This window comes from Actinomadura sp. RB99, assembly GCF_014706005.1.
Lineage (GTDB): Bacteria > Actinomycetota > Actinomycetes > Streptosporangiales > Streptosporangiaceae > Spirillospora.
The window spans coordinates 94,340-117,951 of sequence record NZ_JABMCA010000022.1; the positions used below are offsets into that span (position 1 = coordinate 94,340).

The 23,612-nt window shown below is 72.9% G+C and carries 19 protein-coding genes and 1 riboswitch; of the genes, 4 read left to right on the forward strand and 15 right to left on the reverse strand.

Annotated elements, in window-relative coordinates:
* Positions 1-3 precede the first annotated feature (3 nt).
* The 3 genes from amrb99_RS21050 to amrb99_RS21060 form a co-directional block, all read right to left on the reverse strand.
* Positions 4-1,179 (reverse strand): acyl-CoA dehydrogenase family protein, encoded by a 1,176-nt coding sequence (locus amrb99_RS21050; protein WP_190858500.1) that lies wholly within the window; start codon positions 1,177-1,179, stop codon positions 4-6.
* A 55-nt stretch (positions 1,180-1,234) separates the two neighbouring features.
* Entirely contained in the window at positions 1,235-2,023 is a 789-nt protein-coding gene (locus amrb99_RS21055; RefSeq protein WP_190858502.1) for an enoyl-CoA hydratase-related protein, read from the reverse strand.
* Positions 2,024-2,161: 138 nt separating this feature from the next.
* A complete protein-coding gene (locus tag amrb99_RS21060; protein WP_190858504.1) occupies positions 2,162-2,857 on the reverse strand; it encodes a GntR family transcriptional regulator in 696 nt (231 codons plus the stop codon).
* 165 nt (positions 2,858-3,022) lie between these two features.
* Here amrb99_RS21060 and amrb99_RS21065 point away from each other — a divergent pair, with 165 nt between their 5' ends.
* Positions 3,023-4,174, forward strand: a complete 1,152-nt coding sequence (locus amrb99_RS21065; RefSeq protein ID WP_190858506.1) for an acyl-CoA dehydrogenase family protein — start codon at positions 3,023-3,025, stop codon at positions 4,172-4,174.
* A 40-nt stretch (positions 4,175-4,214) separates the two neighbouring features.
* Here amrb99_RS21065 and glpK (amrb99_RS21070) read toward each other — a convergent pair whose 3' ends face one another.
* Positions 4,215-5,741, reverse strand: a complete 1,527-nt coding sequence (glpK, locus tag amrb99_RS21070; RefSeq protein WP_190858508.1) for a glycerol kinase GlpK — start codon at positions 5,739-5,741, stop codon at positions 4,215-4,217.
* A 117-nt stretch (positions 5,742-5,858) separates the two neighbouring features.
* Positions 5,859-6,626, reverse strand: coding sequence for an IclR family transcriptional regulator (locus amrb99_RS21075; RefSeq protein WP_151594760.1), 768 nt, complete (start codon positions 6,624-6,626; stop codon positions 5,859-5,861).
* Positions 6,627-6,875: 249 nt separating this feature from the next.
* Between amrb99_RS21075 and amrb99_RS21080 the strand changes: the two genes are divergently transcribed.
* The 3 genes from amrb99_RS21080 (at position 6,876) to amrb99_RS21090 (ending at position 11,025) form a co-directional block, all read left to right on the forward strand.
* Positions 6,876-7,700, forward strand: coding sequence for an MIP/aquaporin family protein (locus tag amrb99_RS21080; RefSeq protein WP_190858510.1), 825 nt, complete (start codon positions 6,876-6,878; stop codon positions 7,698-7,700).
* Between the two features lie 48 nt (positions 7,701-7,748).
* Positions 7,749-9,266 (forward strand): glycerol kinase GlpK, encoded by a 1,518-nt coding sequence (glpK, locus tag amrb99_RS21085; protein ID WP_190858512.1) that lies wholly within the window; start codon positions 7,749-7,751, stop codon positions 9,264-9,266.
* Positions 9,267-9,402: 136 nt separating this feature from the next.
* Entirely contained in the window at positions 9,403-11,025 is a 1,623-nt protein-coding gene (locus amrb99_RS21090; protein WP_194737037.1) for a glycerol-3-phosphate dehydrogenase/oxidase, read from the forward strand.
* Here the strand turns inward: amrb99_RS21090 and amrb99_RS21095 are convergent.
* The 10 genes from amrb99_RS21095 to amrb99_RS21140 form a co-directional block, all read right to left on the reverse strand.
* The gene (locus tag amrb99_RS21095; protein WP_190858516.1) at positions 11,022-11,834 is read right to left on the reverse strand and encodes a MaoC family dehydratase N-terminal domain-containing protein; all 813 of its coding nucleotides are present in this window, start codon (positions 11,832-11,834) and stop codon (positions 11,022-11,024) included. The two genes, amrb99_RS21090 and amrb99_RS21095, sit on opposite strands and share 4 nt — an antisense overlap.
* 102 nt (positions 11,835-11,936) lie before the next feature.
* On the reverse strand, positions 11,937-12,923 hold the full coding sequence (locus amrb99_RS21100) for an SDR family NAD(P)-dependent oxidoreductase (protein ID WP_190858518.1): 987 nt from the start codon (positions 12,921-12,923) through the stop codon (positions 11,937-11,939).
* A 34-nt stretch (positions 12,924-12,957) separates the two neighbouring features.
* Complete coding sequence (locus amrb99_RS21105; protein ID WP_347256773.1) at positions 12,958-14,130, reverse strand: NADH:flavin oxidoreductase; 1,173 nt, start codon at positions 14,128-14,130, stop codon at positions 12,958-12,960.
* 150 nt (positions 14,131-14,280) lie between these two features.
* Entirely contained in the window at positions 14,281-15,435 is a 1,155-nt protein-coding gene (locus amrb99_RS21110) for an acetyl-CoA C-acetyltransferase (protein WP_190858523.1), read from the reverse strand.
* Positions 15,436-15,455: 20 nt separating this feature from the next.
* Positions 15,456-16,073: a TetR/AcrR family transcriptional regulator gene (locus amrb99_RS21115; protein WP_190858525.1), complete on the reverse strand. Its 618-nt coding sequence runs from the start codon at positions 16,071-16,073 to the stop codon at positions 15,456-15,458.
* A gap of 31 nt (positions 16,074-16,104) precedes the next feature.
* The gene (locus tag amrb99_RS21120; protein ID WP_190858527.1) at positions 16,105-16,884 is read right to left on the reverse strand and encodes an SDR family oxidoreductase; all 780 of its coding nucleotides are present in this window, start codon (positions 16,882-16,884) and stop codon (positions 16,105-16,107) included.
* Entirely contained in the window at positions 16,881-18,062 is a 1,182-nt protein-coding gene (locus amrb99_RS21125; RefSeq protein ID WP_190858530.1) for an acyl-CoA dehydrogenase family protein, read from the reverse strand. The genes amrb99_RS21120 and amrb99_RS21125 overlap by 4 nt, the downstream gene beginning before the upstream one ends.
* 24 nt (positions 18,063-18,086) lie before the next feature.
* Positions 18,087-19,391, reverse strand: a complete 1,305-nt coding sequence (locus amrb99_RS21130) for a glycosyltransferase (RefSeq protein WP_190858532.1) — start codon at positions 19,389-19,391, stop codon at positions 18,087-18,089.
* Complete coding sequence (locus amrb99_RS21135; protein WP_241755749.1) at positions 19,369-22,284, reverse strand: CDP-glycerol glycerophosphotransferase family protein; 2,916 nt, start codon at positions 22,282-22,284, stop codon at positions 19,369-19,371. The genes amrb99_RS21130 and amrb99_RS21135 overlap by 23 nt, the downstream gene beginning before the upstream one ends.
* A gap of 195 nt (positions 22,285-22,479) precedes the next feature.
* The gene (locus tag amrb99_RS21140) at positions 22,480-23,277 is read right to left on the reverse strand and encodes a CHAP domain-containing protein (protein ID WP_241755750.1); all 798 of its coding nucleotides are present in this window, start codon (positions 23,275-23,277) and stop codon (positions 22,480-22,482) included.
* 10 nt (positions 23,278-23,287) lie between these two features.
* Positions 23,288-23,445, reverse strand: a riboswitch (cyclic di-AMP (ydaO/yuaA leader).
* Positions 23,446-23,612: the final 167 nt, after the last annotated feature.

The following is a 23,612-nucleotide window of genomic DNA, read 5'->3' on the forward strand; positions in this document are numbered from 1 at the left end:
GTCTCAGTCCTCCAGCAGCCGGCGGCCGATGATCATCTTCTGGATGTCGGCGGTGCCCTCGCCGATCAGCAGCATCGGCGCCTCCCGGTAGAGGCGCTCGATCTCGTACTCCTTGGAGTAGGCGTAGCCGCCGTGGATGCGGAAGGAGTCCTCCACGACCTCCTTGCAGTACTCGCTGGCCAGGTACTTGGCCATGCCCGCCTCCAGGTCGTTGCGCTCGCCGGAGTCCTTGCGGCGCGCCGCCATCACCATCATCTGGTGGGCCGCCTCGACCTTGGTCGCCATCTCGGCGAGCCGGAACATGACCGCCTGGTGCTCGGCGATCGGCCTGCCGAACGCCTCGCGCCGCCGCGCGTAGTCGAGGGCCAGCTCGTAGGCGCGGCGCGCGACGCCGCAGCCGCGGGCCGCGACGTTGACGCGGCCGACCTCGACGCCGTCCATCATCTGGTAGAAGCCGCGGCCGGGCTCGCCGCCGAGGACCTGAGCGGCCGGGATCCGGTAGGAGTCGAAGACCAGCTCGGTCGTGTCGACGCCCTTGTACCCCATCTTCTCGATCTTCCCGGGGACGGTCAGGCCCGGCGCGACCTCCCCGAACCCGGGCGTCTTGTCGACCAGGAACGTCGTCATGCCGCGGTGGCCCGCGTCCGGGTCGGTCTTGACGAGGGTGGCGACGAGGTTGGCGGACCCGCCGTTGGTCAGCCACATCTTCTGCCCGTCGATCACGTACGCGTCGCCGTCGCGCACGGCGCGGGTCCTGATCGCCGACACGTCGGAGCCGCAGCCCGGCTCCGACATGGAGAACGCGCCGCGGATCTCGCCGGTCGCCATCCTCGGCAGGTAGTGCGCCCGCTGCTCCGGCGTGCCGTGGTGCGTGATCATCCAGGCGACGATGAAGTGCGTGTTGACGATGCCGGACACGCTCATCCAGCCGCGCGACAGCTCCTCCACCGCGAGCGCGTAGGTCAGCAGCGACTCGCCGAGGCCGCCGTGCTCCTCGCCGATCACCAGCCCGAACAGGCCGAGCCGCTTCATCCCGTCCACGATCTCCTGCGGGTACGCGTCCGCGTGCTCCAGCTCCGTCGCGACCGGGAGGATCTCCTTGTCGACGAAGGCCCGCACCGTCGCCACGATCTCCCGCTGCTCGTCCGACAGCCCGTAGGTCTGCTGCAGCCTGCTCACGTTCCATTCCCTCCCGGATCACGCGCCTGTGCGAAGGAGCCGCCGCGCCGGCGGCTCAGCGGCCCTCGAAGCGGGGGGCGCGGCGCTCGGCGAACGCGGCGCGGCCCTCCGCGAAGTCGGCGGTGCCGAACAGCGCGGCCTGCTCCTCCCGCTCGGCCTCCAGCAGCCGCTTCAGGCTGTGGTCGGCGCGCGCGAGGAGCCGCTTGGCGGCGGCGACGGCGAGCGGGGCGAGCGACGCCGCGCCGGCGGCCAGCTCCAGCGCCGCGTCCAGGGCCCCGCCGGGCGGCGCGAGCGAGTCGGCGAGCCCGATCTCGCAGGCCCGCGGCGCGGGCACCGTCCGGCCGAACACGAGCATCTCCTTGGCGCGGCCCATCCCGACGCGCTGCGGGAGCGTCCACAGCAGCCCGCCGTCCGCGACCAGCCCGACCTTGCCGAACGCGGCGACGAACCGGGCGTCCTCGGCGGCCACCACGTGGTCGCAGGCGGCGGCGACGGACACGCCGAGCCCGGCGGCGGCGCCCTCGACGGCGGCGACCACCGGGGTCCCGCAGGTCGCGATGATCCGGACGGCCCGGTGCACCGGCGCCAGCCGCTCGCGGACCTCGTCGGGCCCGGCGCCCTCCATCGACCGCAGGTCGCCGCCCGCCGAGAACGTGCCGCCCGCGCCCGTCAGCACGATCGCGCGGACGGCCGGGTCGTCGGCGGCGCGGCGCAGCTCGTCCAGGAGCCGCAGGCGCATCGGGATGTCGATCGCGTTGCGCGCCTCGGGGCGGTTCAGCGTCAGGACCCGGGTCGCGTCGTGGTCGGCGACCTCGACGACGTCGCCGGCGGGGCCGCCGGTCACGCGTCCGCCGCCGATCGCCGCGCGGGGGCGCGCACCGCTCCGGAGTCCCGGTCGTCCATCGATCCCTCCTCGCAATTTTTTATACGATATGGGGCGATGACCGCCCCAGGGAAGGGCGGCCCCCTGGGAGCGCCCCCGTCAGCCCGTGTGGTCGGCCCAGAACCCCTGCGCCTCCAGGTGCACGACCAGCAGCGCTCCGGCGTGCCTGATATGCGCCCGCATCGCGCCGCGCGCGGCCTCGGGGTCCCCGGCCCGCAGCGCCGCCAGGATGAGCCGGTGGTCGTCGACGGAGGCCTGGCTCCAGCCCTGGATGCTGGAGTAGAAGCGGCGCGGCGCGTACCGCACCACCAGCTGGAGCAGCCACGCCGTCTTGGGCGACCCGGCGCACAGGTTGATCACCCGGTGGAACTGGTGGTTGGCCCGCTCGATGCCCTCGGCGTCCTGGGCCTTGGACGCCTGCTCCAGCAGCCCCTGCGTCCGGTCGAGCGCCTCCAGCTCCTCCGCCGTGATCTTCTCGGCGGCGCGGGAGGCCAGCTCCCCGGCGAAGTAGGCCTGCGCCTCGAACAGGTCCTGGACGTCCTGGCGCGACAGCGGCGCCGGCATGAACCCGCGGCGCGGCTCCAGCGTGACGAAGCCCTCGCCGCGCAGCGACAGCAGCGCCTCCCGGACGGGGGTGACGCTGATCCCGAGGTCGTCGGCGATCCGCTCCAGCCGCAGGAACTCCCCGTGGCCGACCTGGCCGGACATGATCAGCTCGCGGACGTAGGCGGCCACCTCGTCGCTGAGCTGGCGGCGCCTGCCGAGCGCCCGGTCGCCGGAACTCGCCACCGTCATCGTCTCCCCGTGCGCCTGCCTGATCCCAACATTATGTAGGGACGGGCCGTCCCCCTCGTGTCCGATCAGCCGCTTCCGGCCTCCAGCGAGTTGACAGTGGTGATTTTCAAATCAAATATATGAAAAGGCGCCGGCCGGTGCCGGGGCCGGAGGAGGGCGGCAGCCGTGTTCACGCTGAGCGACGAGGAGCGCGCCATCGTCGAGGTCGTCGCGGACTTCGTCGACCGGGAGGTCCGGCCGGTGGCCCGCGACCTCGAGCACGCGAACGCCTACCCCGAGCACCTGATCGCCCGCATGAAGGAGCTGGGCGTCTACGGGCTCGCCGTGCCCGAACCGTACGGCGAGGTCTCGGTCTCCAAGGCCTGCTACGCCCTCGTCACCGAGGAGTTGGCGCGCGGCTGGATGTCGCTCGCGGGCGCGTTCGGCGGGCACACGGTCGTCTCGCACCTGCTCGCGGTCTTCGGCACCGAGGAGCAGAAGCGCCGGTACCTGCCCCGGATGGCGACCGGCGAGCTGCGCGCCACGATGGCGCTGACCGAGCCGTCCGGCGGCTCCGACCTGCAGGCGATGACCACGACCGCGCGCCGCGAGGGCGACCGCTACGTGATCGACGGCGCGAAGATGTGGATCACGAACGCGCGGACGTCCGGCCTGATCGCGCTGCTGTGCAAGACCGACCCGGACGCCCGGCCCCGCCACCGCGGCATCAGCGTCCTGCTCGTCGAGAAGGGGCCGGGCCTGACGGTCTCCCGCGACCTGCCGAAGCTCGGCTACAAGGGCGTGGAGAGCTGCGAGATGTCGTTCGACGGCTGCGAGGCGCCGCTGGACGCGGTGCTCGGCGGCGAGGAGGGCCGCGGGTTCGCGCAGATGATGCGCGGTCTGGAGGTCGGCCGGATCCAGGTCGCGGCGCGCGCGCTCGGCGTGGCCCGGGCCGCGCTGGAGGACTCCGTCCGCTACGCCCAGGAGCGCGAGGCGTTCGGCAAGCCGATCTGGAAGCACCAGTCGGTCGGCAACTACCTCGCCGACATGGCCACCGAGCTGCGCGCGGCGCGGCTGCTCACCCTGGACGCCGCCGGACGGCTGGACGCCGGCGAGCGCTGCGACATGGAGGCGGGCATGGCCAAGCTCTACGCCTCCGAGGCGGCGATGCGGATCGCCCTCAACGCCGTCCGGATCCACGGCGCGGCGGGCTACTCCACCGAGTTCGACATCGAGCGCTACTTCCGGGACGCCCCGCTGATGATCGTCGGCGAGGGGACCAACGAGATCCAGCGCAACGTGATCGTCAAGCAGCTGGTCGAGCGGAACCGCGTCTGACGCGGCGCGGCGCCCCGCGGCCCGGGCCGGTCAGGGCGGGTCAGGGCCCCTCGCCGGGCTCCTCGCCGGCCCGGATCCAGTCGAAGGTGCGTTCCACGGCGCGCTTCCAGTTGTCGTACTCGTGGTCGCGGCGGCTCGCCTCCATGGCGGGGACCCAGCGGGCCGCGCGGTGCCAGTTCCGCCGGAGCCCCTCCAGGCCCGCCCAGTAGCCAACGGCCAGCCCGGCGGCGTACGCGGCGCCGAGCGAGACGGTCTCGACCACCATCGGCCGCGCCACCGGCACGTTCAGCATGTCGGCGACCATCTGCATCAGCAGGTTGTCGGAGGTCATGCCGCCGTCGGCCTTCAGCTCCCGGAGGCTGAGCCCGGAGTCCCGGTTCATCGCGTCCACGACCTCGCGGGTCTGCCAGCCGGTCGCCTCCAGCACCGCCCGCGCCAGGTGGCCCTTGGTGATGTAGGAGGTCAGGCCGACGATGATGCCGCGGGCCTCGCTCCGCCAGTGCGGGGCGAACAGCCCGGAGAACGCCGGCACGATGTAGCAGCCGCCGTTGTCGCTCACGGTCCGGGCGAGCGTCTCGATCTCCGGCGCGGTGGTGATCAGCCCGAGCCCGTCGCGGAACCACTGGACGAGCGCGCCGGTGATCGCGATCGAGCCCTCCAGCGCGTACACCGCCGGCTCGTCGCCGATCTTGTAGCCGACGGTGGTGAGCAGCCCGTTCTCCGACCGCACCGGCTTGGTCCCGGTGTTCATCAGCAGGAACGCGCCGGTCCCGTAGGTGCACTTGGTCTCGCCGGGCGCGAAGCACGTCTGGCCGAACAGCGCGGCCTGCTGGTCGCCGAGCGCGGCGCCGACCCGCACCCCGGGGAACACCCGGCGGGCCGTCCCGTAGGTCTCGGTGGACGACCTGATCTCCGGCAGCATCGCCCGCGGCACCCCGAAGAACGCCAGCAGGTCGTCGTCCCAGGACAGCGTGTGCAGGTCCATCAGCAGGGTGCGGCTGGCGTTGGTGACGTCGGTGACGTGCACGCCGCCGTCGACGCCGCCGCTGAGGTTCCAGATCAGCCAGCTCTCCATGGTGCCGAACAGCACCTCGCCGCGCTCGGCGCGCTCGCGCAGGCCGGGCGTGTGGTCGAGCAGCCAGCGGATGCGCGGCGCGGAGAAGTAGGTGGCGAGCGGCAGCCCGCTGCGCTCGGTGACGATCGCGGCGCCGGGGGCGCGGCCCAGCTCGTCGACCAGCGGGCCGGTCCGCATGTCCTGCCAGACGATGGCGCGGCCGATCGGGGCGCCGGTGAGCCGGTCCCAGAGCACGGTGGTCTCGCGCTGGTTGGCGATGCCGACGGCGGCGACCTGGTTCGCGGTGACGCCCGCCTGGGCGAGCGCCTCCGGCGCTATCCGCTCCAGGTTGCGCCAGATCTCCATGGGGTCGTGCTCGACCCAGCCGGGCTTCGGGAAGTGCTGCCGGTGCTCGCGCTGCGCCACCGACACGAGCCGGCCGCCGTGGTCGAACAGGATGCACCGGGTCGAGGTGGTGCCCTGGTCGATCGACATCACGTAGCGTTCGGTCACGTTGCGCCCTCTCCCCCGCCGTGCCCCTTCCCCGTCCGCCGGTCCCGCCGCGTCTCCCGGTCCCGCCGCCCGCCGGTGCGGGCGGCCGCTCGTCCCGTCACCCGCGGTCTCCGCGCGTCACCATCGCGAGCCGCCGAGGTCCCGTGAGACGGCGCGGGCCGCGTCCCGCACGAACGCCACCAGCCGGGGCTCGGGGACGCGGCCGGTGTCGCAGATCCGCTCGACCGCGCCGGAGATGCCGATGGCCCCGACGACGAGTCCCCCGTACCCGCGGATCGGGGCGGCGATGCCCGCCTCGCCGATGGACAGCTCCTCGACCTCGGCCGCCCAGCCGTTCTCGCGGACCCGGGTGGCGGCCCGTGCGAGCAGGCGCGGATCGGTGATCGTCCGGCGGCAGTAGGACTCCAGCTCGGTGTCGCGGATGGACGCCGCCGCGTTGGCGTCGTGCGCCAGCAGCGCCTTGCCGAGGGCGGTCGCGTGCAGCGGCAGCAGCGACCCGACGTCCAGCGCCTGGAGGGTGTCGTCGGGCCGGAAGACGTGGTGGACGACCAGCACCTTCCCGTCGAGCAGGGTGCCGATCCGGACGGCCTCGCCGCTGCGCGAGGCCAGCGCGTCCGCCCAGTTGATCGCCCGGGAGCGCAGCTCGTTGACGTCCAGGTAGCTGGTGCCGAGGTGGAGCAGGGCGGCGCCGAGCTGGTACTTTCCGGTGCCGCCGTCCTGCTCGACGAAGCCGACCCGCTCCAGGGTGCGCAGGATGCCGTGCGCGGTGCCGCGGGCGAGGCCGAGCGAGCTGGCGATCTCACCGACCCCGAGCCGGCCGGAGCTCGCGGCGAGCAGCCGCAGGATCGCGGCGGCCCGCTCGATCGACTGCACAGGTCCGGGCATGAACCCGATGCTAGTTCTCGGGCCAGGGTGCCGACAATGTCGGCACCTGTCGTCATCACCACCGTTCCCGTCCCGAACTGCCCGGATTCTGTGATCTGGTGCACAGGGGGGAGGGTAACCGGCGCCGGGCGGCGGGGAAAGTGTTCGACATTGTCGGCAGCCTTCCGTTGTTTCCGGGTCATCCGCGTCCTACGTTCTGGCCAGCCTCATGAGGCTTCGCGTCCACCCCCGCAGCCGAGGAGCACAGACATGGCGGAACGCCGGAAATTCCCACCGCTGGCCGGGGAGCTCGCCGCCGAGTTCGCCGGAACCATGATCCTGATCCTGTTCGGAGTCGGCGTCGTGGCGCAGGTCGCCGGCGCCGGCATCGGCGACCACGACAGCATCGCCTGGGCCTGGGGGCTCGGCGTCACGCTCGGCGTCTACGTCGCCGCGCGGATCAGCGGCGCCCACCTCAACCCAGCGGTCACGTTCGCGCTGGCCACGTTCAAGGAGTTCTCGTGGCGGAAGGTGGCGCCCTACATCGCCGCCCAGACCGCCGGGGCGTTCATCGCGGCGCTGATCGTCCGGTGGAACTACAGCGAGATCCTGGCCAAGGTCGACCCCGGCCACACCATCAAGACCCAGGGCGTCTTCTCGACGCTGCCGGGCAACGGGACCCTGCCCGTCGGCACCTGGGGCGCGTTCCGCGACCAGGTCATCGGCACCGCCATCCTGCTGTTCGTCATCAAGGCGCTGACCGACGCGCGGAACTCGCCGCCGCTGGCCAACCTCGGCCCCTTCCTGATCGGGCTGCTGGTCGTGGCGATCGGGATGGCGTTCGGCTCGGACGCCGGCTACGCGATCAACCCGGCGCGCGACTTCGGCCCCCGGCTCGCGCAGTTCATCACCGGCTACGGCGGCGCCTGGAAGGACCAGCACGGGGACCTGTACTTCTGGGTCCCGATCGTCGCCCCGCTCATCGGCGGCGTGCTCGGCGCCGGCCTGTACAAGCTGCTGATCGGCTGGTTCCTGCCGTCCGACGGCACCGAGCCGGACGTCGCCAAGCCCGAGCCCGAGTACGAGGCCGCGTGAGCGGCGCGACCCCCCGTCCGCAGGTCCTTCCCACTGGAGATTCCGCACATGGCTGACTTCGTCGGAGCGCTCGACCAGGGCACCACGAGCACCCGGTTCATGATCTTCGATCACGGCGGCAACGAGATCGCCCGCCACCAGCTCGAGCACGAGCAGATCCTGCCGCAGGCCGGCTGGGTCGAGCACAACCCCACCGAGATCTGGGAGCGCACCCGCGCGGTCGTCCAGAGCACGCTGAACAAGGCGAACCTGAGCCACACCGACCTCGCGGCGTTCGGCATCACCAACCAGCGTGAGACGACGCTGGTGTGGGACCGCCGCACCGGGCGGCCCTACTTCAACGCGATCGTCTGGCAGGACACCCGCACCGACCGCATCGCCTCGGCGCTGGAGCGGGAGGGCAAGGGCGACGTCATCCGCCGCAAGGCCGGGCTGCCGCCCGCGACCTACTTCTCCGGCGGCAAGATCCAGTGGATCCTGGAGAACGTCGACGGGGTCCGGGAGGCGGCCGAGCGGGGCGACGCGATCTTCGGGACGACCGACAGCTGGGTGCTGTGGAACCTGACCGGCGGGCCGGACGGCGGCGTGCACGTCACCGACGTCACCAACGCCAGCCGCACCATGCTGATGGACCTGGAGACCCTCGACTGGGACGACGAGCTGCTCTCGTTCTTCGGCATCCCGCGCGCGATGCTGCCGGAGATCAGGCCGTCGTCGACGTCCGAGGGCTACGGGCTGACCCGCCCGGACGGCCCGCTCGGCGGCGAGGTCCCGCTGACGGCGGCCCTCGGCGACCAGCAGGCCGCGACCGTCGGCCAGGTGTGCTTCTCGCCCGGCGAGGCCAAGAACACCTACGGCACCGGCAACTTCCTGCTGCTCAACACGGGCAACGAGCTGGTGCGGTCGAAGAACGGGCTGCTGACCACGGTCTGCTACCAGTTCGGGGGCGGCAAGCCGGTGTACGCGCTGGAAGGGTCGATCGCGGTCACCGGGTCGGCGGTGCAGTGGCTGCGCGACCAGCTCGGCATCATCTCCGGCGCCGCGCAGAGCGAGGCGCTCGCCCGGCAGGTCGAGGACAACGGCGGCGTGTACTTCGTCCCCGCCTTCTCCGGCCTGTTCGCCCCCTACTGGCGGTCGGACGCGCGCGGCGCCATCGTCGGGCTCTCGCGCTTCAACACCAACGCCCACCTCGCCCGCGCCACCCTCGAATCGATCTGCTACCAGTCGCGGGACGTCGTGGAGGCCATGCGCGAGGACTCCGGCGTCGCCCTCGACACGCTCAAGGTCGACGGCGGCATCACCGCCAACGAGCTGTGCATGCAGATGCAGGCCGACATCCTCGGCGTCCCGGTGTCGCGCCCGGTCGTCGCCGAGACCACCGCCCTCGGCGCCGCCTACGCCGCCGGCCTCGCCGTCGGCTTCTGGAACACCACCGACGAGCTGCGCCAGAACTGGAACGAGGACAAGCGCTGGCTGCCCACCTGGAGCGACGAACAGCGCGAGAAGGGCTACGCCGGCTGGAAGAAGGCCGTCAACCGAACCCTCGACTGGGTCGACGTCGACTAGACCCGGCCGGGACAACACGCGCGGCGGGGCCGGGACACCGGCGCCGGCCCCGCCCGCACCATCCTGACCGATCACCCCTCATCGGGAGCATGCAGTGACATCCGTAGCCCTCGGCCCTCGGTACCGCGAGGACACCCTGCGCGCACTGGCCGAGAACGAGTTCGACGTCCTGGTCGTCGGCGGCGGCATCGTCGGCGCCGGCGCCGCGCTCGACGCGATCTCCCGGGGCCTGACCGTCGCCCTGGTAGAGGCCCGCGACTGGGCGGCCGGCACCTCCAGCCGCTCCAGCAAGCTGATCCACGGCGGGCTCCGCTACCTGGAGCAGCGCGACTTCGGTCTGGTCCGCGAGGCGCTGCGGGAGCGCGCCCTGCTGCTGCACCGGCTCGCACCGCACCTGGTGCGGCCCGTCCAGTTCCTGTACCCGCTGCGCAACCGGGTGTGGGAGCGGGCGTACGTCAGCGCCGGCGTGACCCTCTACGACACGATGGGCGGCGCCCGGTCGCTGCCCCGGCACCGGCAGCTCACCCGGCGCGGCGCGCTGCGGGAGGCACCGGCCCTGCGCGCGGACGCGCTCGTCGGCGCGATCCAGTACTACGACGCGCAGGTGGACGACGCCCGCTACACGATGATGGTCGCCCGCACCGCCGCCCAGTACGGCGCGAGGGTCGCCACCCGCACCGAGGTGACCGGCTTCCTGCGCGAGGGCGAGCGGGTCACCGGCGCGCACGTCGTGGACCTGGAGGGCGGGCGGGAGATCACCGTCCGCGCCCGCCGGGTCGTCTGCGCGACGGGCGTGTGGACGGACGGCGCGCAGGCGATGACGGGGGCGCGGGCGACGTTCGCGGTGCGCGCGTCCAAGGGCGTCCACCTGGTGGTGCCGCGCGACCGGATCCCGATGGACACCGGGCTGATCACCCGGACCGAGCGCAGCGTGCTGTTCATCATCCCGTGGGGCCGGCACTGGCTGGTCGGCACGACCGACACCCCGCACGACGACGGCCCGGACGAGCCGGTCGCCGACCACACCGACATCGGCTACCTGCTGGAGCGGGCGAACGCGGTGCTGCGCACGCCGCTGACCATGGACGACGTCGAGGGCGTGTACGCGGGGCTGCGGCCGCTGCTGTCCGGCGAGATGGACGACACGGCGCGGCTGTCGCGCGAGCACGCCGTCGCGGAGCCGGTGCCGGGGCTGGTCGTGGTCACGGGCGGCAAGTTCACCACCTACCGGGTCATGGCGCGCGACGCGGTCGACGTGGTCGCCGAGGGCCTGGACGAGTCGGTGCCCACGTCGGTCACCGGGCGGCTGCCGATCCTCGGCGCGGTCGGCTTCGAGGTGCTGTGGAACGAGCGGCGCCGGCTCGCCGCCCGCTCCGGGCTGCACGTCGCGCGGATCGAGCACCTGCTGCGCCGGTACGGGTCGTGCGCGCAGGACGTCCTCGACCTGGTCGCCGCCGAACCGGAGCTCGGCGCACCGATCCCCGGCGCGGAGGACTACCTGTGCGCGGAGGCCGTCTACGCGGTGACGCACGAGGGCGCCCTGCACCTCGAGGACGTCCTCGCGCGGCGGCTGCGCGTGTCGATCGAGGAGTGGGACGGCGGCCTCGCCGCTGCTGCGCATGTCGCCGACCTCCTCGCGCCCCGGCTGGGCTGGAGCCGCGAGGACGCCGCCGACGAGGTCAAGCGGTACGTCCTGCAGATCAGGGCGGAGCGCCGGGACGGACCGGCCGTCGTGGAGCCCCCGGTGACGGCGGCCTAGGAGGCGGTGAAGGTCGCGGTCATCGCGGTGACGCCGCCGGGCGCCTCGATCGACAGCTCACCGTCCGGCGAGCCGGCCGCGACGAAGGGCTGCCGCGCGTAGACGGGTCTGCGGGCGCGGAAGGACAGGTCGTTCACCCTCAGGCCCGCCCGGCGCGGCAGTTCGAGGCACAGGATCGCCAGCAGCGGCCCGTGCACGACCAGCCCGCCGTGCCCCTCGACCTCGGTCGCGTAGGTCTCGTCGTAGTGGATGCGGTGGGCGTTGTAGGTGAGCGCGCTGAACCGGAACAGCAGGACCGGGTCGGCGGTCACCGGCAGCGTCCACGGCGCCTTCGTGTCCGGCGCGTCGAAGGACACCTCCGGCGGGCGGGACGCCGCGTCGCCGCTGCGGTAGACGAGGTCCTGCTCCTCGACGGCGATCTCGGCACCGGCCCGCAGGAACGTGTGGCGGACGGTCACGAACAGCATCTCGCCGCTGCGTCCCTGCTTGACCGCCGTGGAGGCCAGCTCGGTGCGGCGCGTGACGGTGTCGCCGACGCGCAGCGGCTCGCGGACGCGGAACCGGCCGCCGGCGAACATGCGCCGCCGGTCGGGGATCGGCGGCAGGAAGTGCCCGCCGAGCGGATGACCGTCGGGGCCGAGCTCGCGCTGCGCGGGCCGTTCGAGGAAGTGCAGCCAGTGCCACAGCGGCGGCAGCTCCTCCCCCGGCGGCTCGACGTCCAGCACCCCCGCCAGCGCGGCGGACGGCGCCGCGTCGATGACCTCGGCCGCCTCGACCGGTTCCGGCGACCAGCCGCCCACGTCGATCATCGCCACATCCCTCGGCCGTCGGTCGTTCCCCAGGGATTATGCCGACGGGCGGGATCGGCGCCGGGCCCGGCCCCGCGTCAGCCGGGCCGCGCGGGGCGGCGGCTACTCCGCGAACGCGTCGACGCCGGTCAGCTCGGCCGAGTACGCCCACAGCCGCGCGGCCTCGTCCGGGTCGATCGCGTAAGGACGGACGCCCACGGGCGCGGGCGCACCCGCCTTCCGGCCGCGCACCTCGGGCACGTCGGCCGGGGTGGGCTCGGCGATGTCGCAGTCCATGCAGTAGACGCCGCCCATCCCGTCCAGCCGCGGGGACGTCGCCGCCCACACCGCGGTCGCGGCGCCCTGCTCCGGGGTCTTGAAGCCCTGGGCGATCTCGTTGCCCTCCTCGTCGATCCACCCGTAGGCGATCTTGTCCTCCTTCGGGATGTGCCGCTGCAGCGGCGTGAGGATGCTGCCCGGGTGGAGGGAGAACGCGCGCATGTCGTCCTTCGCCAGGGCGTCCAGGTGCACGGCGAACAGCACGTTGGCGGTCTTCGCCTGCCCGTACGCCTCCCACCTGTCGTAGCCGCTCGTGAAGTGCGGGTCGTCCCAGCGCATCCGGGAGAAGTGATGCCCCTGCGAGGAGACGGCGACGACGCGCGCGCCGGCCCTGACCGCCGGCCACAGCCGGTTCACCAGCGCGTAGTGGCCGAGGTGGTTGGTGGCGAACTGCGCCTCCCAGCCCGGCCCGACCCGGGTCTCCGGGCACGCCATGACCGCCGCGTTGCCGATGATCATGTCGATGCCGCGGCCGGACTCCAGGAAGCGGTCGGCGAAGCCGCGCACGCTCTCCAGGTCGGCGAGGTCCAGCTCGTCCACCTCGACGTCGCCGAGGTCCCCGAGCGCCTCCTTCGCGACCGCCGGGCGCCGCGCCGGCACCACGACGTGCGCGCCGGCCTCTGCCAGGGCGCGGGTCGTCTCCAGGCCGAGCCCGGAGTAGCCGCCGGTCACCACGGCCAGCCTGCCGGACAGGTCGATGCCCGCCAGGACCTCGCGCGCCGTGCTCTCGAACCCGAACCCCGAATCGATCCCGTGCTGCGGAGTGATCATGCACCGTACGGTACGAGTTAGAGCGCGCTCCAGGTCAAGCCGGGCCCTCCGCGGGGATCTCGGGGCAGTGCGTGCCGGTGTAGATGGTCGGCATGCAGCGGTTGCAGTGGATGCACAGCGACCGCGTCGAGGGGTCCTCCGCGATCCTGTTCACGAGGTCGGGCTCGCGCAGCAGCGCGCGTCCCATCGCGACGAACTGGAAGCCCTCCGCCATCGCCCTGTCCATCGTCTCGCGGTTGGTGACGCCGCCGAGCAGGATCAGCGGCAGGTCCAGCTCGGCGCGGAACCGGCGGGCGTGTTCGAGGAGGAACGCCTCCTGGTACGGGTAGGCGCGCAGGAACTTGGTGCCGGACATCCGGATGCCCGTCCGCAGCGGCTGCTTGAAGTTGGCGGCGAACTCGCGGACCGGCGCCTCGCCGCGGAACAGGTACATCGGGTTCAGCAGGGAACTGCCCGCCGTCAGCTCCAGCGCGTCGACGGTGCCCTCCTCCTGCAGCCAGCGCGCCACCTGCAGGCTGTCGTCGACCTCCAGCCCGCCCGGCACGCCGTCCCGCATGTTGATCTTCGCGGTGACGGCGATCCGGTCGCCGACCTCCTCGCGCACCGCCCGGGCGATGCCGAGCGCGACCTTGGCGCGATTCTCGATCGGCCCGCCGTAGGCGTCGTCGCGCTTGTTCAGCCGCGGGCTGAGGAACGAGCTGGCCAGGTAGTTGTGCCCGAAGTGGATCTCGACGGCGTCGAAGCCCGCCTCGATCGCCAGGCGCGCCGCGGCGGCGTGGTCGCGGGTGACCCGCTCGATGTCCTCGGCCGTCGCCGCCTTGGTGAAGCGCATCCCGAGCGGGTTGAAGAACCGCCCGGCCGACAGGCCCCGCATCCTGTTGGAGCTCGCGTCGGCGACCGGCCCGGCGTGCCCGATCTGCGCGGACGCGGCCGCGCCCTCGGCGTGCACGACGTCGGTGAGGCGCCGCAGCCCGGGAACGGCCTCGGGACGCATGTGGATCTGCCGCCGCTCGGTGCGGCCCTCGGGCGCGACCGCGCAGTAGGCGACGGTCGTCATCGCCACTCCCCCGGCGGCGGGCCGCCGGTGGTACTCGATCAGGTCGTCGGTGACGAGGGCGTCCGGCGTCATGCCCTCGAAGGTGGCGGCCTTGATGACCCGGTTCCGCAGGGTGAGGGGCCCGAGCTTCGCGTTTTCGAAGACGTCCACAACGACCTCCGATCGAGGAGTTTCCATGCTGGGCCCCGGCTCACGGGCAGGCACGCGGAGCGAGCGCCGGCGAGCGGAGCGGGGGTTCCAGGGGGTCGCCCCCCTGGGCCAACACCGTGACGGGGGTTCCAGGGGGTCGCCCCCTGGGGATCACAGCCTTTCGAGGATGGTGACGTTGGCCTGGCCGCCGCCCTCGCACATCGTCTGCAGGCCGTAGCGGCCGCCGGTGCGCTCCAGCTCGTGCAGCAGCGTGGTCATCAGCCGGGCGCCGGTGGCGCCGAGCGGGTGGCCGAGGGCGATGGCGCCGCCGTTCGGGTTGACCTTCGCCGGGTCGGCGCCGGTCTCCTTCAGCCAGGCGAGCACGACAGGCGCGAACGCCTCGTTGATCTCGACGGCGTCGAAGTCGCCGATCGTCATGCCGGTCTTCTTCAGCGCGTGCGCGGTGGCGGGGATCGGCGCGGACAGCATCCGGATCGGGTCCTCGCCGCGCGCCGAGATGTGGTGGATGCGGGCGCGCGGGGTGAGGCCGTGGTCCTTGACGGCCTGCTCGGACGCGATGAGCAGCGCGGCGGAGCCGTCGGAGATCTGGGAGGCGAGCGCGGCGGTGAGCCGGCCGCCCTCGACGAGGGTCTTCAGCCCGGCCATCTTCTCCCGGGTGGTGTCGCGGCGCGGGCCCTCGTCGGCGGTGACGCCCTCCAGCGGGACGATCTCCCGTTCGAAGCGGCCCTCGTCGGTCGCGCGGATGGCGCGCTGGTGCGACTCGTAGGCGAACGCCTCCATCTCCTCGCGGGAGATGTCCCAGTCGCGGGCGATCATCTCGGCGCCGTTGAACTGCGACACCTCGGCGTCGCCGTACCGCGCGGTCCAGCCCTTGGAGCCGGCGAACGGGCCCTGCGTGAAGCCGAGGGGCTCGGCGGCGGTCATCGCGAACGAGATCGGGATCTGCGACATGTTCTGCACGCCGCCCGCGACGACGAGGTCGGACGTCCCGGCCAGGACGGCCTGCGCGGCGAAGTGCACGGCCTGCTGGGAGGAGCCGCACTGCCGGTCGACGGTGACGCCGGGGACCTCCTCGGGCAGCCCGGCGGCGAGCCAGCAGGTGCGGGCGATGTCGCCGGCCTGCGGGCCGACGCTGTCGACGTTGCCGAACACCACGTCCTCGACGGCGGCGGGGTCGACCTTCGCGCGGTCCATCAGCGCCTTCAGCACGTGGGCGCCGAGGTCGGCGGGGTGGACGCCGGCGAGCCCGCCCTTCTTGCGGCCGACGGGGGCGCGGACCGCTTCGACGATGTAGGCCTCGGCCATGGGGGGTGTCTCCTTCGGGGCTAGCTCGCCTGGATGCCTTCGAGGACCATGGCGAGGTACTGCTTGGCGATGTCGTCGGCGGACAGCCGCCCGCCGTGCTGGTACCAGTTGGCCGCGACCCAGACGGTGTCGCGGATGAAGCGGTAGATCAGCGTCCGGTCGAGGTCGGCGCGGAAGGCGCCCTCCTCGACGCCCCGGTCCAGCAGGGACATCCACATCGTCTCGAAGCGGCGCTGCGACTCGAGCAGGTAGTGGAAGCGTTCGCTGGTCGCGAGGTGCTTGGACTCGTTCTGGTAGAGGACGACGGCGGGCCGGTGCCGGTCGATCGAGCGGAACGACTCGACGATGACGCCCTCCATGGTGTCGCGGGCACTGAGGCCGGCGGCGAGGACGCGCTCGTAGGCCGCCCACATCTCGTCCAGGAAGGTCGACAGGATCTCGTCGGCCATCGCCTCCTTGGAGTCGAAGTGGTAGTAGAGGCTGCCGCCGAGGATGCCGGCGGCGTCGGCCACCTTCCGGACGGTGGTGGCGGAGTACCCCTGCGAGGCGAACACCTCGGCGGCGGTGGCGAGCAGCTCGGCCCGCCGTTCCGCGCGGGCGGCGGCGGTGCCCTCGGCGTCGCGCCGTCGTGGACTCATGGTCGGTTCCTAAGCGTGCGGAGAGGAGACCCTACGGATGTTGTGAAGAGACCGAGACGACCTCCCCGGTCATGTACGAGGAGTAGTCGCTGGCCAGGAAGACGATAACGTTGGCCACCTCCCAGGGCTCGGCGTAGCGGCCGAACGCCTCGCGCCGCGTCAGCTCGTCCAGCAGGTCCTCCGACGTCACCTTGACCAGGTGGGGGTGCATGGCGAGGGACGGGGAGACGGCGTTGATCCGCACGCCGAACTCGGCGGCCTCCAGCGCGGAGCAGCGGGTGAGGGCCATCACGCCGGCCTTGGCGGCGGCGTAGTGGGACTGGCCCTTCTGCGCGCGCCAGCCGATCACCGACGCGTTGTTGACGATGACGCCGGCGCCCTGGTCGCGCATGACACGCAGCGCGGCGCGGGTGCAGCGCATCGTCCCGTTCAGCGTGATGTCGAGGACGCGTCCCCACTGGTCGTCGGTCATGTCGACCAGCTCGGCGGTGCCGCCGAGGCCGGCGTTGTTGACCGCGGCGTCGATCCGGCCGAACCGCTCGACGCCCAGCGCGTACAGGGCCCGGACCTGCTCCTCGTCGGTGACGTCGCAGGGCAGCGCGGCGACGCGGTCGGCGCCGAACTCCTTCTCCAGCTCCTGCGCGGACGCGGCGAGCCGCCGCTCGTGCGCGTCGGAGATCAGGACGCGGGCGCCCTCCTCCAGGCAGCGGCGGGCGGTGGCGCCGCCGATCCCGGCGCCGGCCGCGGCGGTGATCACGACGGCGCGGTCCTTCAGCAGGCCGTGCCCGGGGACGTAGGGGGGCGGCGTCATCCGCGAGCCTCTCTGGGGAGACCGAGCACGCGCTCGGCGATGATGTTGCGCTGGATCTCGTTCGACCCGGCGTAGATCGTGTCGGAGCGGGAGAACAGGAACAGCCGCTGCCAGTCGTTGAGGTCATACGGTTCGCCGTCGGCGACCAGCCCGGCGGCGCCGAGGACGTCCATGGCGAGCTCGCCGAGTTCGCGGTGCCAGGTGCCCCAGACGAGCTTGGAGATCGACGACTCGGGCCCCGGGGCGCCGGACGCGACGCCCGCCATCGTGCGGACGGCGTTCAGCCGCATGACCTCCAGGCCCATGTAGGCGCGGGTGAGCCGGTCGCGCAGGAGCGGGTCGTCGATGGCGCCGGTGCGGCGGGCGAGGTCGAGGACGCCCTCGAACTCGCGGCGGAACCCGACCTGCTGGCCGAGCGTGGCGACGCCGCGCTCGAAGCCGAGCGTGGCCATCGCGATCTTCCAGCCCTCGCCGGGCGCGCCGACGATGTTGCCGGCGTCGGTGCGGGCGCCGTCGAAGAAGACCTCGTTGAACTCCGAGGTGCCGGTGAGCTGGACGATCGGCCGGATGTCGACGCCGTCCTGCCTCATCGGGACGAGCAGGTAGGACAGGCCGTGGTGGCGGGACGAGCCGGGCTCGGTGCGGCAGACGACGAAGCACCAGTCCGATTCGAGGGCGTTGGACGTCCAGACCTTCTGCCCGTCGACCGTCCAGTGGTCGCCGTCGAGGGCGGCGCGGGTCTGCACGTTGGCGAGGTCGGAGCCTGCGTTGGGCTCGGAGTAGCCCTGGCACCACAGCTCCTCGACGGCGACGATCGGGGGCAGGAACCGGGCCTTCTGCTCGTCGGTGCCGAACGCGATGATCGTGGGGCCGAGCAGGTTCTCGCCGATGTGCCCGACGCGGGCCGGGGCGTCGGCGAGCGCGTACTCCTCGTTGAAGATCACTTGCTGCCGGACGGTCGCGCCGCGGCCGCCGTGCTCCTCGGGCCAGCCCACGCACGTCCAGCCCGCGGCGGCCATGTGGCGCTCCCAGGCCAGCCGCTCCTCGAACGCCTCGTGCTCGCGGCCGGGCCCGCCGAGGCCGCGCGCGTGCGCGAACTCGCCCGACAGGTTGGCCTCCAGCCAGCCGCGGACCTCGGCGCGGAACGCCCGGTCCGCAGGGGACTCGTTCTGGTTCACGCCCGGAACTCTACCAAACAGTTGTTAGAAAGAATCGGCCTCCAGGGCCGGTTCCACCTCGCCCGCCTGCACGGCGGGCCGGCCGCGCCCCGGCGCCGGCACCGCGGACCGCTCCCCCGCGGCGCGCTCCCGCGGCGCCGGCAGGTCGCGGTGCAGCAGGTCGAACAGCCGGTCCCAGCGGGCCAGCACCGTCTCGGGACGGAAGCGCTGCACCGACGCGCGGGCCTCCGCGCCGAGCTCGCCGCACAGCTCCGGGTCCTCGATCAGCCGCTCCAGCGCCTCGGCGAACGCGGCCGTGTCCCCCGGCCGCACGAGCAGCCCGCCCGTCTCCCCGCCCCGCTCGCCGAGCAGCATCCGGACGCCCGGCGCGCAGTCGAACGCCACGGTCGGCAGCCCGTACGCCATCGCCTCCATCACCGACATCGGCACCCCCTCGGCGCGCGACGGCAGCGCGAACACCGACGCCTCGACCATCGCCTCCTCGACGTCGGCGACGACGCCCCGGAACTCGACCGACCCGGCCAGCCCGGCGGCGGCCGCCTGCTCGCGCAGCGCGTCCCCGTCCGGCCCGGTGCCGTAGATGTGCAGCCGCCACTCCGGATGGCGCGGATGCACCCGCTCCCACGCCTCCAGCAGCAGGTCGACGCCCTTCTCGTAGGACAGCCGCCCCACGCAGGCGACCGCCGGCAGGTTGAGCGTCGGGTAGACGGTCGGGGTGACGTGCAGGGCGTTCGGGATGTGGTCGGCGTTCGTCATGCCGTCCCTCGCCCACGCGTCCGCGTCCTCCGGGGTCAGCGTGAGGAACCGGTCGACGTGCGCGAAGTGCCGCTTCACCCGCTGGTACCGGGTCGACTTGCGGCTCGCCTTGTACGACTCGTGGCTCATCCCGATGACCCGCAGCCCCGAGGTGCCGGCCCGCCGGACCCACTCCATCGCCCAGACCTGCGGCACGATCACGACGGCGCCCGGACGGGCCGCCGCGAACATCCGCGTCAGGCGGGCGGCGCCGCGCCGCTGCACGGTGGACCGCCACACGTCGCGCCCGCGCGCCGCCGCGTTCACCCGGTCCCGCAGCCGGTCCGGCCGCCACTCCAGCACCGGCGGGCGCCACGTGTCGTGCAGGACCTCCACCCGGTAAAGGCCGTCGTGGTCGTGGTGGTGCCCGTCCGGCCCCCGGACGATCCCGACGAGGGTGACGCGGTCGCCGCGCTCGGCCAGCATCCGCGCCATGTGGTGCGCCCAGCGCTGCAAGCCCCCCATCTCGTCGATGTTGTTGCAGACGATGAAGACGTCGCGCGGTGCGTGCTCAGCGGTTCCGGTGGGAACCATGGGCGCTCCTCTCTCCGAAGTAACGGTCCACGACGGTGCGCGCGGCGGTCCCGCGGTCGTGCTCGCCGAACCGCTCGGCGAACGCGCGGCGCGCCGCCGCGTGCGCGGACCCGGCGGCGTCCAGGTCCGCGAGTGCGGCGATCAGCTCGTCCTCGGTCCGGGTGACCGGGCCGGGCGCGTGCTCCTCCAGGTCGAAGTAGCCGGCGGCGTGCTCGCCGTCCTCCGGCAGGTGCAGCACGATCGGCCGGTCCAGCAGCGCGTAGTCGAACATGATCGAGGAGTGGTCGGTGACCAGCGCGTCGGCGAGCAGGAGCAGCAGGGTCGCGTCCGCCACTCCCCCGACGTCCCGCATGGCGCTCGACGCCGACGGCGGCAGGTTCGCCCGGCACAGGTAGTGCGGGCGGACGAGCAGCACGATCTCGTCCCCGAGCTCGCGGGCGAACCGCACCGGGTCCACGGGCGGCTCCATCGGCCCGACCGGCTTCCCCGTCGGCCCCGGCCTGAAGGTCGGCGCGTAGAGCACGGCGCGGCGCCCGTCGTCCAGGTCGAGCGAGCGGCGCAGCGCGGCGACCTCGGCGGCCAGCTCGGCGTCCCCGTCGAGGCCGTTGACGAGCGGGTCGTTGCGCGGGTACCCGGCCGGCAGCGGTTCCGCCCGGACGCCGAGCCCCTTGACCAGGGTGTCCACGTCGTGGCGGGAGCGGACGAGGAAGCAGTCGAAGCGGTCCACGCTCCGCGCGAGCCGGGCGCGGCCGGACGCGGGCCCGCTCTTCATCCGCGGCTGGTCGAGCCCCATCAGCTTGTACGCCGACCCGTGCCAGGTCTGGATGTAGGTGGTCTCGGGGCGCTTGCGCAGGCGGTCCGGATACCCCTGGTTGTCGATCCAGAACTCCGCCCGCGCGAGCGCGAGGTGGTAGCGCCAGGAGTCCCGCCGCACCAGCCGCGCGTCGGACGGGAAGCCCTTCGCGGACCTCGCGTACGACCACACGGCCTCGACCGGGCGGCCCGAGCGGCGCAGCTCCCGGTAGATGTACTTCGGGTTGTCGGAGTAGTGCAGCCCGAGATGGCTCTCGAACACCGCCAGGCCCCTGCGGACCGGCAGCCGGGTCAGGATCCGGTTGAACACGGCGGCCTTCGTCCTGCTGGAGGCGAGCGCACGGCGCATGGAGCGCTCCAGCCGCCGCGCGCGCCGCCTGCCGCGCCGCGCCGGCGGGCTGCTCACGACCCGCGCGACGGCCGCGGCCGCGCGACGCGTCCGCGGGTCGCCGGCCTCCAGCCTGCCGGTCTCCAGCCTGAACGCCAGGTGCCCGTCCTCGGTGACGAACGATCGGAGCACGTCGCCCGCCAGGCGCGTCAGGCGCGGCCGCACGGGCAGCTCGACGCCGCGCAGGACCGGGGCCTTCGCGGTGGAGGTTCCCGCCGAACCGCCCGGCCGGGTGACCATCTCCTCGCCGTCGACCTCGACGCGGAGCCGGACGTCCCAGACCGGGTCGACGAACCCGATCGGCCGGATCCGGGCGGCCGGGTCGAACTCGGCGCGCCAGGCCAGCCGGTCGCCCTCGTGGACGATCTCGGCGGGCACCCGCGCCCCGCGCGCGTCACGCCGGTCGCGGAACTCCAGCGAGGCCGACAGCGCCGCGCCGCGCGGGATCCGGTCCAGCGGGTTCAGCACGTGCCCGTCCAGGCGAGCGCGGCCGCCGCGCGTCTCCAGCCGGGTCACGACGGCGGCGGGCCGCAACTCCCCGAGCGGGTACAGGTGGAAGCCGAGGTCGGTGACGTCGAGGACGCGGCGGCCGAGGTCTCCGCGCGGCGGGGTCCCGCCCCAGAAGACCCGGCCGTCCCGCTCCACCAGCGGGGCGTGCAGATCGGACCGGCGGCCGGGCAGGTACTCGGCCGCCGCCAGCGCCCCCGCCCGGTCGCCCTCCCTGATCAGGAACGCGGCGATCGCGGCGAGCGGGTTGGCCGTCTCGAACACCACCGGGTCCAGCCCGGCCAGGTAGCCGGCCGCGAGGTCCAGGAACCTGGCCCGGTACACCGGGTCGCGGTCCCGCAGCTCGCGCAGGTAGAGCAGCAGGTCGTGGTTGACGAACTTGGCGTCCTTCGCGCGCTTCAGCCCGTCCGCGCCGCGCAGCTCGAACAGCATGTCGATGCGCCGGTGGATCTCCAGCCGGTCGGCGAAGTTGGCCAGCTCGTCCCGGCGGTTGGAGATCGACGGCTTCGCCCGCCGGTCCTGGACCAGCCAGTTGTAGACCCGGTGCGGGATCAGGGCCATGCGCGCGGCGGCCGTGTACGCCTCCGCGCTGAACAGCAGGTCCTCGTAGTGGAGCCGTTCGACGAAGCGCAGCGCGCCGTCCTCCAGGAACCCCCGGCGGTAGAGCTTGTTCGTCGACAGGGTGTCGTAGAGCAGGTCGGGGTTCTCCTCCAGCGACCCGTACACGGCGCTGCGCTCGTAGAGCCACGGGTACCAGGGCCGGACCCGGTCCTTCGAGCCCTTCGGCACGTCCAGGAAGACCCGGTCGCAGAGCCCGGAGACCAGGTCGGCGCCGGTCTCCTGCGCGGCGGAGAGCAGGTTGAGGCAGGCGTGCCGGTCCAGCAGGTCGTCGCTGTCGAGGAACATCACGTACCGGCCGTCCGACCGCTCGACGCCGACGTTGCGCGGGCGGCCGCAGCCTCCGGAGTTGACGGGCAGGTGCACCGCCCCGACCCGGCCGGGGTGCGCCGCGGCGAGCCGGTCCGCGGCCTCGCCGGTGCCGTCGGTGCTCGCGTCGTCGACGATCACCGTCTCGACGCCGCCCAGCGACTGCGCGAGCGACGAGGCGACCGCCCGCGGGAGGCGGGCGGCGTCGTTGTAGGCGATCACCACCACGCTCACATCCGGGCGCACCCGCATGGGCATCCCCCTCCGCTCCTCCGGCGTGTCAGGGGTTCCTTTCCAGCAAGGAGGCGTCAAGGGCCAACTCAGATCAAAAGCTGTCAATGCTTAGCATTACCCGACAGGTCGCGGCAGACCACCTGGGAACGCCAAAGGCGCCCGGTCGAGGACCGGGCGCCTTCCATCCGCACGAATCAGATCATTCGCCTGCGGGACGGATCATCGGGACTTGGCGTAGTCGGGGTATCCGTAGCCGACGACTTCGGACTTGTCGCGGATCTTTTCCTTGACGGCGTTGTCGGTGTTGCCCTCGATCGTGGTGATCGTTCCGTTGCCGTTGTCCTTGACGACGAGGCCGACGTGGTCGATGTCGTCGATCCCGCCGCGGGACCCGTTCTGCCAGTCGAAGAACACGACCGCGCCGGGCTTGGCGGTGTCGCCCCAGCGGTGGGCCTTCTCGAACCAGGAGGCGTGCTGGACGGTGTAGGCGTCCCAGCCCATGTTCTTCACGCCCGTCTGCGCGCTGAGCCACGACACGAACATGTCGCACCACTCGGCGCCCCGGTAGTCGCCGACGCTGCCGCCGTCGCGCCGGGCGGTCACCGCGGCGTGCGGGGTGGAGGCGTACCAGTCCGCGTACTTGGTCGAGCCGCTGCGGCTCTCGCTCTCGCCGACCTGCGACTTCGCCAGCTTGATCACGGTGGACGCGGCGACCGTGCGGGACGCGGACCGGGTCGCCTTGCGGGGCGCGTGCTCGGTCCCGGAGCGCTCGGACACCACGCTCTCGCGGTGCTGCGCGGCGGCCTGGGCGGGCGTCTCGGCGGACGCCGTGCCCCCGGCCAGGGGGTTGAAGATCGCCAGTCCGACCGCGCCGGCCATCACACCCGCCACGGCGACGCCCACGGCCCGGTCCTCGGGGCTCATGCGGGCGAGCGCGGCGCGGGAGGCGGCGCCGGTGAGGCGCCCGCTCAGTCGGGGGGCGAAGTTCTTGGTAAAACGATCGAAACGACCGGTCATGCAGGGAATCTCCTTGTCTCCCATGACGCCTACCGGGTTAGCTGACGGATTCGGGCATGGAAGAGCCCTACGGCGCGGCCTGACGGACGCGCCGATTCACCCCTGGAACCTTGGGTCCCCGGCTCCGTCCGGTCGGGTGGACCTGGACGGACTCGGCCTCGCACCGCGGGACGCGGTGCCGGATATTCGGATGTATCTCAGCGACTGATCTCGAGGGGGCGCGCATATGCGGCGCGCGTCGCGTGCGGATTCCGCTCAGCGACCCTCGGCCGCGCATGGAAGCGGCCGGCGTGCAACGCATGGAACGCGCTGCTTGATTCGTGCAAGAAGGTACC

Excerpts from the sequence above, each read along its gene's own strand:
- amrb99_RS21060 (WP_190858504.1), bottom strand. The coding sequence starts at position 2,857 with ATGACGGTGGCGAGTTCCGGCGACCGGGCGCTCGGCAGGCGCCGCCAG.
- amrb99_RS21075 (WP_151594760.1), bottom strand. The coding sequence starts at position 6,626 with ATGCCCGGACCTGTGCAGTCGATCGAGCGGGCCGCCGCGATCCTGCGG.
- amrb99_RS21080 (WP_190858510.1), top strand. The coding sequence starts at position 6,876 with ATGGCGGAACGCCGGAAATTCCCACCGCTGGCCGGGGAGCTCGCCGCC.
- glpK (WP_190858512.1), top strand. The coding sequence starts at position 7,749 with ATGGCTGACTTCGTCGGAGCGCTCGACCAGGGCACCACGAGCACCCGG.
- amrb99_RS21095 (WP_190858516.1), bottom strand. The coding sequence starts at position 11,834 with ATGATCGACGTGGGCGGCTGGTCGCCGGAACCGGTCGAGGCGGCCGAG.
- amrb99_RS21100 (WP_190858518.1), bottom strand. The coding sequence starts at position 12,923 with ATGATCACTCCGCAGCACGGGATCGATTCGGGGTTCGGGTTCGAGAGC.
- amrb99_RS21110 (WP_190858523.1), bottom strand. The coding sequence starts at position 15,435 with ATGGCCGAGGCCTACATCGTCGAAGCGGTCCGCGCCCCCGTCGGCCGC.
- amrb99_RS21115 (WP_190858525.1), bottom strand. The coding sequence starts at position 16,073 with ATGAGTCCACGACGGCGCGACGCCGAGGGCACCGCCGCCGCCCGCGCG.
- amrb99_RS21120 (WP_190858527.1), bottom strand. The coding sequence starts at position 16,884 with ATGACGCCGCCCCCCTACGTCCCCGGGCACGGCCTGCTGAAGGACCGC.
- amrb99_RS21130 (WP_190858532.1), bottom strand. The coding sequence starts at position 19,391 with ATGGTTCCCACCGGAACCGCTGAGCACGCACCGCGCGACGTCTTCATC.
- amrb99_RS21135 (WP_241755749.1), bottom strand. The coding sequence starts at position 22,284 with ATGCCCATGCGGGTGCGCCCGGATGTGAGCGTGGTGGTGATCGCCTAC.
- amrb99_RS21140 (WP_241755750.1), bottom strand. The coding sequence starts at position 23,277 with ATGACCGGTCGTTTCGATCGTTTTACCAAGAACTTCGCCCCCCGACTG.